Here is a 16014-nt window from a genome sequence, read left to right on the forward strand (position 1 = left end):
TCCTTTAATTGATAAACAATTGAACTTTTGCATTAATTTTTTTTTACACGTCAAAAGTGTCCGTTTATTTCCCCTAACAATTCTTGTTGTATTGTTGGGTGGCATGTCAATGCCTAATTTAAATGCTCAACAAGTAGCACAGGACACTACAATTACAAAACTAGATTCCTTAGATAAGAGAAGGGTCCTTCCATCATTCTTATTATGGAAAAATTTGAATACCAATCCTCTGTATCCAAATCAATACCAATTTCGGAATATTCAGTCGCCATTCTATCCATCTTCTCCTAGACAGGAAAGGGTGCAGGTTGAATTAGACTCTACTCTGAAATACAGAATCCAAGATCAGATCGACTCCACAGATGTAAACTCAGGGTATATTTATGACTTTGATGAATATTCAAAAATAGAAGAGTTTAGACTTAGGCAACAATATTGGAGAGATCGCTCTCGGGGTAGTGATGGAGAAAGTGCAGTGAGCGGCAGAGGACTAATTCCTCCATTGACCACTAGCCCTAGTTTTGACCGTATTTTTGGTGGAAATGAAATAAACATTACACCAACTGGCTATGTAAATTTGGATCTTGGAGCTATATTCAGAAGAGTAGACAACCCTTCAATACCCATTAGGCAGCAACAAAATGGTGGCTTCAACTTCAACCAACAGATACAAATGAGTGTAAATGGTTCTTTGGGTCAAAAAATGAAACTTGGAGCAAATTTTGACTCCAACAATACTTTTGACTTTCAAAACCAACTCAAATTAGAATATGCAGGGTTTGATGAAGATATTATTAAATCAATAGAAATAGGCAATGTAAGTATGCCTGTTCAAAATAGCCTAATACAAGGTGCTCAAAATCTTTTTGGAGTAAAAACTCAGCTTCAATTTGGGAAACTTTTTGTAACAGGTGTTGCTTCAACTCAGCGAGGAAGAAGAGATGAATTGGTTATTGAAGGAGGTGGTCAAGGAAGATCTTTTGAAATCCAAGGATCTGAGTACGATGAAAACAGGCACTTTTTCTTAGCTCATTTCTTCAGAGACAATTATGAAAGATGGCTACGTGGTCTGCCTCAGGTTCTTTCTGGTGTGAATATTACTCGAGTTGAGGTTTATATCATGAACAGAGCAAATAATACTGAAACCCTCCGGAACTTCGCTGCATTTATTGATTTGGGTGAAGGACAGCGAATTTTCAGACCGGGTAATCCCAATGTAGGGACAGGTACTCCTGGAGCTCCTGCAGCAAATGGGTCCAACCTACTTTATAACAACCTTAATAGCAACCCAGCTTATAGGCCATTTGACACAGGCTCTGCGGCCATTGAGTCCAACTTAAACCTTACTAGGGGCTCTGATTTTGAACAAATAAATGGAGCAAGAAAGTTAGCCCCAACTGAATTTATTTTTAATAGGGAACTAGGTTACATTTCTTTGACTAGAAAACTACAAAATGACGAAGTCTTGGCTGTATCTTATGAATATACACACAATGGAAATGTATATAAAGTAGGTGAGCTTTCAGAAGATTATCAAAATAGACCTGAGGATCAAATCATTTTTATGAAAATGTTGAGACCAGCACGAATCAACACTAGATTACCAACTTGGGACTTGATGATGAAAAATGTCTATAATTTGAATGCAAATCAGATTCAAAGAGATGGTTTTCAACTACAAGTAATCTATAGAGATGACAGAACTGGTCTAGATAACCCAAGTCTGCTAGAAGGTCAAAATGTAAAAAACATTCCTTTGATTAGACTTACAGGCTTAGATAACCTCAACCCTCAAAATGACCCTTCTCCTGACGGTAATTTTGATTTTATTCCAGGAATAACAATCTTTCCAGATAGGGGGATGATAGTTTTTCCTGTCTTGGAACCATTTGGACGTACACTCCAAAACCTTTTCTTGCCAAATGAAGGCGCTTTGATTGATAAGTTTGTCTTTGACACCTTATACAGAACCACACAAGCAGATGCAGAACTTGTCACAAGACTCAACAAGTATTTTATTAGAGGAAGACTCACTGCGGGTTCTGCTTCAGAAATTATGCTTCCAGGACTGAATATCTCACCTGGTTCTGTCATTGTCATGGCAGGAAACATCCCTTTAACAGAAGGAGTAGATTTTACAATTGATTATAATATAGGAAGGCTGAACATAATAAACGAAGGTATCCTTCAATCAGGAAAAAGGATAAACATAAGCTTTGAAAAAGCAGATCTTGTTTCCTTCCAAACACGAAGCTTGCTGGGAACTCGGCTTGATTATGTGTTTAGTGACAAATTTAATTTAGGAGGGACATTCTTATACTTAAATGAAAGGCCAAACATCACTAGAATAGCTGCGGGTAGTGAAACTTTAAGAAACAGTATGTGGGGATTGGATGCAAACTTCAGTGATGAGTCTAGGTTCTTAACAAAACTTGCAGATGCTTTGCCTTTTACCAATACGAAAGAAAAATCACTGGTTCAGTTTAGCGGTGAGTTTGCCCAATTGATTCCTGGTACATCAAATCGTGTAAACGGAGAGCAAGCAGCTTATATTGATGATTTTGAAACCGCTATCACTGCTTTTAATCTTGGTGGTGCAGCTGCACAAAACTGGCATTTGGCATCTACACCAAAAACAGAAAATGATGCATTTGATCTAAGTTCTACTACAGAAGACCGGCTTGGCAATGCTTACAGAAGAGCAAAAGTAGCATGGTATAACATTGATAATATTTTTTATAGAGAATCAGGACCAGGTGTACCGACTAACATTTCAAGAGAAGATAGGCAAAATCACTATGTAAGGAGGGTGATTCCTCAGGAAATATTCCCACGTAGAGATCGAGACGTTATAATCGTTCCTGAGCCGTTATTTGAAATGGCATATTTCCCAAGTGAACGCGGCATGTATAACTACAACACTAACTTGGATAGTGATGGACTCCTACCAAATCCTAGAAACAACTATGGCGGGGTCACACGTGCCATCACCACGGAAGTGGATTTTGATAGAACAAACATCGAGTACATTGAATTTTGGCTATTGGATCCATTTATTCAGGGTGAAAACGGTAGAGTTTTAGATGGTATTTTCAATGAAAACAATACTACTGGAGGTAAATTAAGAATAAACCTAGGTGATGTATCCGAAGACATTATCAAAGACGGCAGACATGGCTTTGAAAATGGTCTTCCAGCTGATGGAGATCCAGCTTCGACTGCAACTACAGAATGGGGAAGAATCACACGAGAGCAATTCTTAATACCGGCATTTGACAACTCGGCTGAGGCCAGAGAAAATCAAGACATTGGTCTTGATGGATTAAAGAGCAGTGAAGAAGTCGAGTTTTTCAGAGATCGATTTATTAATAGACTCAATGTAAATCAGGCTGCATTGAATAGGATCTTGGAAGATCCTTCTGAGGATGACTTTCAATACTATCTTGATGAAAATCTTGACCAAAACAATGTCAAAATTCTTGAAAGGTACAAAAAATTCAATGGTATGGAAGGTAATACGCCAGTGACAGCAAACCAAAACCTATCCTTTACCCCTTCTGGATCAAACCTTCCAAACAATGAAGATCTAAATAACGACAATACTATCAATGAAGTAGAAAGTTATTATGAATATGAATTGGACCTTCGTCCAGGGCAGCTTGAAGTTGGTAGAAATTATATTGTCGATAAAGTGACTAGTAACCAAAGTGGAGATGAAGTAAACTGGTACTTGTTTAGGATTCCAGTAAGAAATCCAGACCGCATAGAAGGAGATATATCTGGCTTCAAATCAATTAGGTTTATGCGAACATATTTGACTGATTTTGAGCAACCAGTAGTCATGAGAATGGCAAACTTCAGACTTGTCGGTTCACAGTGGAGAGTATTTCAAGAGTCTCTTTTTGAAAGAGGCTTTTTTGAGATCCCAGAACCAGATGTTTCAAATTTGACAGTAGGAGTTGTCAATATTGAGGAAAACAGTCAAGGAAGTCCCACTCAAAGCCCCTATGTTCTTCCTCCTGGCATAACAAGAGATCGAGACAATCTTTCTACAGTCGAAAGACAATTGAACGAACAATCACTGAGACTATGTGTAGAAGATCTACAATCTAGAGATGCAAGAGCTGTATTCAAAAATACAAGACAAGATTTAGTACAATTTGGCAGTATCAAAATGTTTTTCCACGCTGATAGTGATGATGCAGAAGATGGTGAATTGACTGCATTTTTGAGATTAGGCACTGATTATACAGACAACTATTATGAAATAGAGGTACCACTTTTGATTACCCCAAAAGGAACTAGAGACCCTAGGCAAATCTGGCCTTTGGAAAATGAAATAGATATAGCAATTTCTGAAATAGTCGGCGTAAAAGTAGAAAGAGACGCTCAGCAATCCCCGTTGAACTTGCCGTTCACCAAAAATGTCAGACAATATAAAGTCACTGTAGTGGGTAGACCTGAGCTGAGCTTTGTTCAAGGAATGATGATTGGGGTAAGAAACCCAGGTGAAACTGGATCTGCATCAAAATCTGTATGTATTTGGGCAAATGAACTCAGAGCAACTGGATTTAATGAATCTGCTGGGTGGGCAGCTAATGCAATTTTGAATACAAAAATTGCAGATGTAGCAACTATTTCTACTTCCATTCGTCACAACTCAATAGGTTTTGGAGGATTGGAGACAAGGTTATCACAAAGAGCAAGGCATTCTACCACACAATATGATATTTCGGCAAATGTGGCTTTGGAAAAACTTGTTCCAGAAGCACTCAATGTCAGTATTCCAATGTATATAAGTCTAGAAAACTCGACTACCAAACCAGAGTTTGACCCACTCAACGCTGATGTACCGTTTGAACTAGCGCTAAGTAAATTCAATACAGATGCTGAAAGAGAATTATATCAATCACAGGTATTAGACCAAGTCAGACGAAGAAATATCGGCTTTACGAATGTTAGAAAAAATAAAAATCCAGAAAGAGAAACTTCTAGAATATATGACTTAAGCAATTTTTCATTCTCTTATGCCTACGGTTCTGTTAGACAAAGTAATATCAACACAGAGTCATATGATTTTCAAACTTATGTTGGAAATATAGCATATAACTATCAACCAAAACCCGTTGTACTTGAACCATTCAAAAACTCAACCTTATTTAGCGGGTCATATGGTAAATTAATGAAAGATTTCAACATTAATTTTGTCCCTAGCTCAGTATCAGCAAGGATTGATATGGACAGAAGGTTTATGCGCACGCAATATCGAAATGATGATTTGACAACTGATGGAGTAGATCCATTTTTCCAAAAAAGTTTCTTTATCAATAGATTTTACAATGTCAACTGGGACTTGACAAAAAACCTAAGAGTTGATTTTATGAGTAGAGTATTAGCAATAGTAGACGAACCGGAAGGGGAGATTGATACGGACGCTAAGCTAGACTCTATTCGAAATAATATCAGAAGACTAGGTAGAACAACCAATTACAATCACCGTTTGGATGTGAATTATAAGATTCCATTGAACAAAATCCCTTTATTGGATTGGATTAGTACTGATGTAAGGTATGCTGCTGACTATACTTGGATGACAGGAGCCATAGGCCAGAAAGATACCCTGGGAAATGTAATTCAGAACACAAGAGACAGGACTGTCACAGGTAAACTTGACTTTGTGAAACTCTACAACAAAAGCGCCAAATACAAAGCCCTCACCGCACCAAAAAGACCTTCAATACCTGGTAGAACTGTGGTAAATGCTGAAGACACTATTGGGACTCCATTTACCAATAAGCTTATCAAGTTTGCTACAATGATTAAGGATATCAACTTCAGGTATTCCATTGTTGAGGGTACATTTTTGCCTGGCTATATGGAAAATACAGGACTGCTTGGTTTGGATAGAAGCTTTCTAAATCCAGGCTTTGGCTTTATCCTAGGTAGCCAAGACCCAAGCATGAGATTTGGACTAGCCAATAATGGCCTTATCGCACCAAGCGCCGAGCTGACGCAACAGTTTAGACAAAATCAAGCTATAAATCTTCAAGTATCAGGTATTGCAGAACCATTCAGAGATTTCAGGGTTAATTTTGAAGCAAGAAAAAGAGAATCAGGTGAATACAGTGAGATATTTAGAAATTCGGAGACTAATCCAGGGCAATTTAGACCTATAAGCCCAAATAGAATGGGAGGTTACAGCATAACATATTCAATGATCAAAACAACATTCTCCAGAGATGATCGGAACAACAACTCCCCTCTTTTCAATAATTTTGGCAGATATAGAGAAATCATCCAATCTAGATTGAATTCATCCAACCCTGGTGGAGAATATGCATTAAATGGGCAGGATGTCCTCGGGTTAGCATTCATTGCGGCCTATAGTGGTAAAGACCCAGAAAGTATGAATCTAAATCCTTTTCCAAAAATCCCACTTCCAAATTGGAGGTTGGACTACAAAGGACTTACTCAAATTCCAGCTTTAAGGGAGTACTTCTCAAGTATCAATATTACGCATGGGTATTCTTCCACTTATGAGGTGAGTAATTTCTCGAATTCCCTTCTATATCAAAATGGTCTAGAATTATTCAATTCAATACAAAATATCCCTGGCGCCAGCCTAACAGATGATTTTGGACTTTATATCCCTATTTTTATACTAAACCAGGTGATTTTGACGGAACGTTTCTCCCCGTTGATAGGAGTAAACTTTCTGACAAAGGACAGACTAAATATATCAATTGAATATAATTCTGAAAGAAATCTAGGATTAAATTTCTCTAATGCCCAAGTGACAGAACAAAGAAGTAGAGACTTCGGATTTGATCTAGGTTATACCAAATCAGGTGTGAAAATACCTTTCAAAATACAAGGTAGACAAGAAGTACTGAGTAATGATTTACAATTACGAATCAATACCAGAGTAGTAGACACAAGGCAAGTTCAAAGGAAAATCGAAGAAGGAAGCACGGTAACAAACGGGAACCTCAACCTTCAAATAAGGCCGACTGTAGGATATGTTATCAACCAAAATCTAAATATCACTTTATATTTTGATCGAACGATCAATGATCCTAGAGTCACTACTGCATTTAGAAGGAGTTCTACTGCATTTGGCGGACAATTAAGATTTAATTTAAGCCAATAGGTTTTATCATTTGAGTAAAGCTTGTATTTTTGAACATCCTAAAAAAAATAATATGAATTTCCCTAAAGAACTCAAGTACACGAATGACCATGAATGGGTTAAAATTGATGGTGATGTAGCAACTATCGGCATTACAGAATTTGCTCAAAGAGAACTAGGTGATATTGTCTATGTAGAAGTAGAAACAGTTGGAGAAACAATCGCCACAGGTGAAATTTTCGGAACTGTAGAAGCTGTAAAAACAGTATCAGACCTTTTTATGCCATTAGAAGGTGAAATAGTTGAATTTAACGAGGAGTTGGAAGCATCTCCTGAAGTAGTCAATGAAGACCCATATGGAGCAGGCTGGATGATCAAAGTGAAAATATCAGGAGAGTTACCATCTGATTTACTTTCTTCTGAAGAATATTCTGAATTGGTTGGTGCTTGATAAAATCACAAAATACAGATTACTTCCGGCGTTAATTTGGTCAATAATATTGTTTATTGCCATGCTAAGCCCAGGAAATAATTTTCCTAATACCCCAAATATTCCTTACAAAGATAAGATCGTTCATTTCTTGTTGTTCTTTATATTGAACATAACGTGGATGAGAGTATGGATAATTGATAGTAACAAGAAAAAAAGAGATCGAAAATTATTTACTAGTTATTTAGTTTTTGGAATAGTAATTGCTATATTAGTAGAGTATTTGCAAATGTATGTTCCTAATCGATCATTTGACTATTATGACATTGCCGCAAATATGCTTGGAGGTGCCGCTGGGATAATTTGTTTTTATATTTTATATAAGATAGATTCCAAACTTGTATAAGTAAAAATAAATAACTAGAATTGTTATCTCCAAACTGGAAGAAGTTAATAACCTTAATAAAGTAAACAACCATGGAAGCTAAGAAGACACCAGAAGCTGACTTGACCAAAAGATCAGGAATGTTCTTGAATCTAGGTCTACTTGTTAGTGTTGGTCTAGTTCTATTTGCTTTTGAATACAAGTCTTTTGACGACAGAGATTTAAAAGATTTAGGACAGGTATCCGATGATTTTGAAGAATTATTGGACATTCCCATCACAGAACAACCACCACCGCCACCGCCACCGGTAGAGCAGCCTGTAATTCAGGAAATCCCTGATGAAATTGAAATCGAAGAAAAAATTGAGGTCAATTTTGATGTGGATGTGAAAGAAGAAACAGTAATCAAAGAAGTTGTTATTTCTGACGCTCCTGTTGAAGAAAAAGCAGACGCTATTTTTGATGTTGTGGAAAATGCTCCAAACCCTCCAGGAGGTATGGAAGGTTGGAATCAGTATTTGAGCAAAAACCTCAAATATCCAACCCAAGCTCGAAGAATGGGTATCGAAGGTACAGTATATGTTGTGTTTGTTGTAAATACTGATGGAACAATACAAGATGTCGATGTCTTAAGAGGAATTGGCGGAGGTTGCGATGAAGAAGCTATGAGAGTAGTAAAAGCAGCCCCTAAATGGGAGCCAGGAAAACAAAGAGGTAGACCTGTAAGAGTTAGAATGAGATTACCAATCAGATTCAAACTTGGTTAATTAGATAAAAAATAAAAAAGGACTTCGGTCCTTTTTTTTATGCTTACATTTTTACAACTTTTTACCATTCTCTTACATGCACGTAGGCAATTATTATATTATTGCATAGCCGATTCAAGCTCAGATGTCCATGAAACCAGTGGCAAAGAAAATTAGGTCTATTCCTAGGAGCTATATTGATGTGACTTATATTATCAATAGCCACTTGATATAATTCGATTACTTCTAGTGGCTATGTCAACAAAAGTCACCAACTGTTTTTGACCGCATTACATTTGAACACAAAAAGTACATTTGGTATATGACTATCCGCAAAGACACCTAAAAGTGAATTTTCACATGAAATCATTCAGATAATCATCGGCAGACGAACCGTATGCAACAGCGGAATTAAAAGTATGTCCCAAATTATATGTGCATATTGGCCTAAAGTCAGACATGCATAATCTGGTATATGATTATCCGCAATCATGCCACTAATCAATTAAACGATTGTTTTTTGGCAAACTGATACTCATTGATATTGGATATTTATTGATATTGGTTCGAAGTTACAGGTTAATTCAATTATTTAGATTCTACTGGTATGAAAACGGATATACATAATCTGGTATTTTTGAAATGACTTTTTCAAACAGTATCAAAGTGAATCAAAATGATTAATTTATCATTGATACTAATTAAAACTATACTGATTTTCACTAATTCGACATAGTATAATCACCACCAAAAGACATCAATTGAATAAGTTAAAATAGTCCTGTCAAAAAAGTTGAATTTTTTATTATTAATAAATTAGTTAATACAATTTTTTATAACTAACTTTTATTTATTAAAACTTAAACTCTCATTAAAGATAGACAAATCACGTTAGAAGGCACTGTCAATACCAATAGCGGACTTCTAACTTAACATTCAACTAAAAGAAAAAATCATGGAAATCAAGAAAACACCAAATGCAGACCTATCCACCAAAACAGGGATGTTTTTCAATTTAGGCCTAGTTGTCAGCATTTCTCTAGCTCTATTTGCCTTCAATTACAAAGTCTATGATGCTAATGGTACAATTACCCAAATACAACAAAGCAACATTGATGATGAATTACTAGACATACCTATAACAGTTCAAGAGACGCCTCCTCCTCCGCCCATCGAACAGCCCATACTAAAAGAAGTACCCAATGAAATAGAAATAGAAAAGATTGAGTTCGTAATTGATGTAGATACAAAAGATGAGTTAGTAATTCAGGATATCGAAATTACAGATACTCCAATCATAGAAGATGCTGATGAGATTTTTGAATTTGTGGAATCAGCACCCACACCAGTAGGCGGTATGAGTGCCTGGAATAAGTATCTACAAAAAAACCTCAAATATCCGACCCCAGCTAGACGAATGGGGATAGAGGGTACAGTCACAGTTGTCTTTGTGGTAAACACTGACGGCTCCTTGCAAGACATCGAAATTCTAAGAGGTCTCGATGGAGGATGCAATGAAGAGGCCATTAGGGTTATTAAAAACGCTCCAAGTTGGCAGCCTGGAAAACAAAGAGGAAGGCCAGTCAGAGTTCGAATGAGAATGCCAATAAAATTCAAATTAGGATAAATAAAACAAAAAAGAACCCGAGTAAAGTTAAAAAAATACTTTATTCGGGTTCTTCATTGGAATCAAATCAAAAAGCCCTAAAAAGACAATTTACAATTCAACTTGCAAAAAACAATTATGGCTCTTTGTTGCGAAATTTAAAGATGTGGTGATATACCACTTGGCCAAAAGCCATTTAAATTATGTATTAAATATAATTAATGAATCCGTTGACTATTCCGCTACATACAGGTCTCTCCTGTGGACTGTTGACAGTTTCAAGAAATTTAATTTGTAGAATTGAATTACAGTTATCATTACGGAAAATCATATTATAATATATTCAGTGCTTGCTCCTTGATTTTTTCAAGTTCATCCTTCATTACAATGACATGCTTTTGAATGCTTGCATCATTTGCTTTGGAACCAATTGTATTGATTTCCCTACCTATTTCTTGACTAATAAAACCTAACTTTTTCCCTTGATTGGTATCTTCATCTAAGTTTTTTTGAAAGTAATCTAAGTGAGTACCGAGTCTAACTATTTCTTCAGTGATATCTACTTTCTCGAAGTAATATATCAACTCCTGCTCAAACCTGTTTTTATCAAAATCATTCTCTTCTAGCCAATCTTTAAAGTTATTTCTAATCCTCTGCCTAATTCGATCTTTCCTAATAGGATCTTCTTTTTCAACGTTCCTGAGGCCTTCTTTGATAATGCTCAAATTTTCATTGAATTTTTTCTCCAAAACATTTCCTTCATCTGTCCTGAAAGCATCGCACTTTACCAAAGCTTGCTGAATTACATCTTTGACCACATTCCATTCTTCACCAACAGCAACTTTTTCAGTAGATTGAGTCATCACATTTGGTGATTGGACTGCTAGCTTAAACACATCACTAGTGTTGGCCCCGACTAAGTTTGCCATAGCCAAATATCGATGGTAATAACCAGCAAAAAGAGTCTCATCAAACCCAACTGGAAGTTCTTCTCCTGACTTTCTGCTGAAGTCAATGGAAATATTTACTTTTCCTCTTTCAAGAATAGCACTGACTATATTTCGGATTTCTAGCTCTTTGTCAGAAAACTGTTTTGGACTTCTAATTGAAAGATCCAGAAATTTTGAATTTAACGTTTTCACTTCTACACTGACAACGAAAGTATCATCTTCAAAACTGGCTAAACCGTAGCCTGTCATTGATTTAATCATAAATTAGCAAATAAATAAATTAGAAATTATACCCTAAGGTAACATAAAATTTTAGATCTTGATTTTGATAATTTCTGATCGGCCTTGCTAAATCAAATTTAACGTAATAATTCAACAGGACTGTTCTAAGTCCAGCACCATAACTTTGAAGCCATGGATTATTAAAATTATTTAGAGTTATCAAAAACGGAGAACCCTCTGAATCAATAACTTCTGTATTCTGATCATTGATACGTTCCCAAGGTGGTGAATCATTCCAAGAAGTTCCAACATCATAGAACGCTACCAACTGAAAGTTCTTAATAAAATTCGAAGTGATATTTCCTCTTGACAAATATGAAAACAAAGGTATTCTCAACTCCGAAGAAAATGTCACTACATTCTTGCCCCTAATTTCATCGTAATCATACCCTCTCAAGTCAACAAATTCAGCAAATAAAATATTGGAGTTTTCAACCCCTCCTGAATTCCTAACTGGCGAAGCTTCTGGCCTATTCGTAGGTGGCCTATAAAACTGATTGAAAAGCCAGTTATCCATACCTCCGACTAAATATGATTGAGGGTTTTTTCCAAAAAATGATCCAGCGAATAACCTCGTTGCAAAAGTGATATTCTTATGGATTTTTTGATAATTCCTTAAATCCAAGTAAGCGTTTGTAAATGACCTTTCTCCAGCATTCAAACCTTGGTAGTGAACAGCACCTATTTTACCTTTCAATCCCTGCTGCATATACAAGCCAAGCTGCTGGGTTTTATCTACCACAAATTCTACTTTGGCGCCAGCATAGTTTACATCAAATCTGTTTTGCTCTGGTACAGTCCCCCGCAATATTGAATCAGAATTCAAATTAAAATATTGACTTTTTGCAAAGAATGGTGCTGCCATGACTCTACTATGGACAGAAAAGGGATATGAAAAACCTAACTCAGCTTTTGTCAAAACGTATTTCTGAAATGTAAGGTCACCTTCTGTTACTTGAATCGATCGCCTGTCAAACCTAGCCCTAAGGTCAACTCTTTGTTTGAGGTATTGATAATCGAAGAAAATATCACTGCCTGATCTAAAGTCCAAGGTAGCCATTATACCACCTTCAAATAAATGATTCTCAAGTAAATCAGACATTTTACCATTCAAACTTATACCAAAACCTCTGAGAGGATCAACCACAAACGTAGTCTTCAGGCTGTTTGTGATGAATTGGGGAGTCATTTTTTGTGGCCCAGTGACTGTCTTTCTCAAACTCTGTCTCCTAAAATTATCAAGTAGGCTACTTCTTGCTTGTAGTTGTGACAAACCTGTAACCGGCTGACTTATCACAGGAATAGTATCAAATGTGTAATTTTCGGTGTCAATACCTCCACGTCTTTCAAACCTTAGCTTCTCTGTATTGATACTTCCTGTAGTATTCCCTACAATTGGAGGGATACTATCTAGAATTGGTTCTGATACGGTTGTTTGAGGTGCTCTTGTGACCCCTGTGTTAGTTTGGGGAGTCCTACCTCCTATCATCAGATCTTCCAATCTAATATTCAAAGTTGAATCTCTTTTAACTTCTTCAATCACAATTGGTGCCCTCTGATCCTCTGACTGATCATTCCTACCCACTTCTTGTTGTTCTATTCTTCTGGAGCTCAACCTTTCATTTAGCACTTTTGCCTGCTGAATCTGAACCCTCGGAGTGCTTGGCGTAAATTGATCTGTATTTGTATAAGGTTCCATTACCAATACACTTTGATTACCGTCTCTATAAGAATAGGCAATCCTATTTAGACGAGCAGAGTAGTCAAATGCCTCAAGACTTTTATTGAATGCGGATACCTGGCTAGCTATAGAGCCATTGACACTCATTCTCATTAAGTTCATGATACCGCTTTGATCGCTCAAATGTAGTATAAAGTTACCGTTGAGTACGGATGCTTTAATATTCTTATTATTACTATTAGTCAATTTGCTAGTAACTTCTGTAGAATCTGTTATATCGATTCTAAATAGATTAAAATAATTAGGAAGCTGCCTTACATCAGGGTATCTGGTCAATACAGAATCTGGTAACTCAGTGAAATTAGAGGAAAAAATAATTGTAGAATCATTTAAAAAAACTGGATCAATATTGTCGAAAACATCATTTGTCAATCGCTTACCTACGCCCCTAACGTTTAGCGAGAATATATCTGTTTTTCCATTATTAGATATTGCTGAAACAACCATATTCCTTCCTGAAGAATTATAATCGATACTCAAGATCTGGGTAATATTTCTAAGAAATATTTTATCTTGACTTGATCCATCAATTGCCCTCAAAATCAGAGATGTTGTCCCCCTTTTATAGGAAGCTATTGCCAAATTCAAGGTGTCTTTCCAAGCTATTACAGGACTAGTCAAGTTGGCAGGCTGATCCGAGGATCTACTTCCACCCGAAAAAATGGTTCTCTCTCTATTATTACTTAGTTCGCGAACTTGTATTTTAAACTTTCCTCCGTTGTTTATAACATAAGCTAAATGTTTACCATCTGGGCTGAATTTTATATCATTGATAATTCCTAGCTGCGATGACTTCGTTTGGTTGATGACGTTATTTTGATTGTAATCTTTAAACGTCGTCAGTACTGGCGCATTGGTTTGAATATAAAACTGTTTCCACTGTTCTCTAAATGCATTATAATTTAACCCTATTGTATTAGCAATGCTATTTTCTTCATTTCGATTGATCCTACTTAGGTTGAGAATACTTGAAATATATCTTCTCCCATACTTTTCTGAAATGAAATTCCATATAGATTGACCTACTAATGCAGCTTCTTTTTCCTGTAATCTATGAAATTTGTTTTTCTTTTCATTTTTGAAATAGTGTCTGATATAGTCATCCATTTCCATACTCCATCCATGTGCAATATACATTGCAGCACCTTCTATATACCATTCAGGAAAGCTATTTATCAAATTAGACTGAAAAGCATCCGCTATGGTCGATCCATATAGCATTTCTTCAATGATGACTTTAGAAGTGCCATAAACCAACTCCTTTTTGAAACTCTCCCAGTCACCAGTGAAGGCCACTTCACCTAGCAGTTTGCTGAAAAATGTTTGACCATCAACAGTAAAATCATCTTTATTGAGGTTTAGATTACTTTGCAATAACTCTTCAGGGGAGTTATATATAAAAATCTTTGGTTTGGTATAAGCTACGTAACCTATTACCTGAGTCAATCTATCAAATTCATTTTCCAAATAATCAATCGCCATACGGGCATTGGTTACACCTCCATCATAGTAGTAGACCTCAAAATTATTGGAACTGAATAGATACCACTCTATATTTTTATGTTGAATTCTGTTTTTACCAAACCTTTCTTGATCAAATTGAGCAATAGACTTTATGGCAGGCAAAGTAAGCCCTATAAGGAGTGTTAAGTAGAAAATTCTTTTTTTCATTAGTTAAAGATAACTTACGTTTTAAATATACTTAAAAAAACGACTTATATTAACATCAATATGGGGTTGATTTTGATTTACTAATAAATCAAACATCATTTTACTATAGTATGGTATCAAGGAAACACCTTTAGCTCCAAAACCATTGAAGATGTAAACGCAATCATGGTCAGGATGTTTACCTAACATCGGTCTCCTATCTTTTGTTGCGGGCCTTACGCCAGATTTATGTACGACGAGTTTTTTGTTTTGGATTTTCATCAGATTATCCAATCTATCATACAGTTCATTTTTTGCTCTTTCAGTGGGCCCTTCATCCAAATCATGCCATGAATAAGTGGATCCTACCCTTACCAGACCATTTTCTAAAGCAATCCTGAAAACACCCCTATTTATAATTTCCTTGGGATGAAATTCTTGTTCTAAATCCAATATTTCACCTTTGACCGGAGAGAATGGAAGATATTTGAAAAAGGCACTTTTCATAGCGCCCAAACCATTACAGTACACTATGCCTCTAGCTTCAATATCTCTGTAGGTAATTTTTCCATCACCAAAACCCAATTCATTTTCTTCAAATGATTCTTCTAGCAGAAAATCCTTCTCTAAAAGGAATTTAGAATAAACATCTAGCAGAGTATTTATATCCAAATAGCCCGACTGTGCCAGCATTACTCCACCATGTTCATTTACAACTTCCTCAAAAAGACTTTTAGTATGAATTTTTTCTAAATAAGTTTGGAATTTTGAATCACTACTATTGCCCATCCATTCATTTTGTTCCTCTACAGATAAAAAAGGTCTATATATCGGCTTTTTAAAAAGAAAATTCGTCCCAAACTCTTGCTCCATTGTCTCATACAGCGGCTCTATTTCTGGAAACAACAAATCTGCGTTCCAAGTCTTTACCATCTTGCGTCCCGTAAGAGGATTATACAATCCAGCAGCTACCCTACTACTATTATTTGACTCGGGCTGATCTATTACCAAAACAGAATAGCCCGATTTGATCAACCTATATGACAATACTGTGCCTGCCAATCCTTGTCCAATGAGTAAAAAATCTACTTCCAT

The 16014-nt window shown here is 36.2% G+C and carries 8 protein-coding genes; 5 read left to right on the forward strand and 3 right to left on the reverse strand.

Annotated features, from left to right (window positions below):
- The first annotated feature begins 103 nt into the window (after nucleotides 1-103).
- The 5 genes from sov (at nucleotide 104) to MM213_RS16725 (ending at nucleotide 10317) form a co-directional block, all read left to right on the forward strand.
- Nucleotides 104-7150: a T9SS outer membrane translocon Sov/SprA gene (gene sov / locus MM213_RS16705; RefSeq protein WP_241414040.1), complete on the forward strand. Its 7047-nt coding sequence runs from the start codon at nucleotides 104-106 to the stop codon at nucleotides 7148-7150.
- A 52-nt stretch (nucleotides 7151-7202) separates the two neighbouring features.
- On the forward strand, nucleotides 7203-7580 hold the full coding sequence (gcvH, locus tag MM213_RS16710; RefSeq protein WP_241414041.1) for a glycine cleavage system protein GcvH: 378 nt from the start codon (nucleotides 7203-7205) through the stop codon (nucleotides 7578-7580).
- Nucleotides 7581-7641: 61 nt separating this feature from the next.
- Nucleotides 7642-7965 carry a VanZ family protein gene (locus tag MM213_RS16715; protein ID WP_255806999.1) on the forward strand — a complete coding sequence of 108 codons (324 nt, stop codon included), beginning with the start codon at nucleotides 7642-7644 and terminating at the stop codon, nucleotides 7963-7965.
- 71 nt (nucleotides 7966-8036) lie between these two features.
- Nucleotides 8037-8711, forward strand: a complete 675-nt coding sequence (locus tag MM213_RS16720; protein WP_241414043.1) for an energy transducer TonB — start codon at nucleotides 8037-8039, stop codon at nucleotides 8709-8711.
- A gap of 934 nt (nucleotides 8712-9645) precedes the next feature.
- Nucleotides 9646-10317, forward strand: coding sequence for an energy transducer TonB (locus MM213_RS16725; RefSeq protein WP_241414044.1), 672 nt, complete (start codon nucleotides 9646-9648; stop codon nucleotides 10315-10317).
- A 311-nt stretch (nucleotides 10318-10628) separates the two neighbouring features.
- Here MM213_RS16725 and MM213_RS16730 read toward each other — a convergent pair whose 3' ends face one another.
- The 3 genes from MM213_RS16730 to MM213_RS16740 are packed head-to-tail and all read right to left on the reverse strand — an operon-like array spanning nucleotide 10629 to nucleotide 16014.
- Entirely contained in the window at nucleotides 10629-11507 is an 879-nt protein-coding gene (locus MM213_RS16730; RefSeq protein WP_241414045.1) for a YicC/YloC family endoribonuclease, read from the reverse strand.
- Nucleotides 11508-11526: 19 nt separating this feature from the next.
- The gene (locus MM213_RS16735; protein WP_241414046.1) at nucleotides 11527-14940 is read right to left on the reverse strand and encodes a biopolymer transporter Tol; all 3414 of its coding nucleotides are present in this window, start codon (nucleotides 14938-14940) and stop codon (nucleotides 11527-11529) included.
- A 21-nt stretch (nucleotides 14941-14961) separates the two neighbouring features.
- Entirely contained in the window at nucleotides 14962-16014 is a 1053-nt protein-coding gene (locus tag MM213_RS16740; RefSeq protein ID WP_241414047.1) for an NAD(P)/FAD-dependent oxidoreductase, read from the reverse strand.

It is taken from the genome of Belliella alkalica, from assembly GCF_022549785.1.
Taxonomy (GTDB): Bacteria; Bacteroidota; Bacteroidia; order Cytophagales; family Cyclobacteriaceae; genus Belliella; species Belliella alkalica.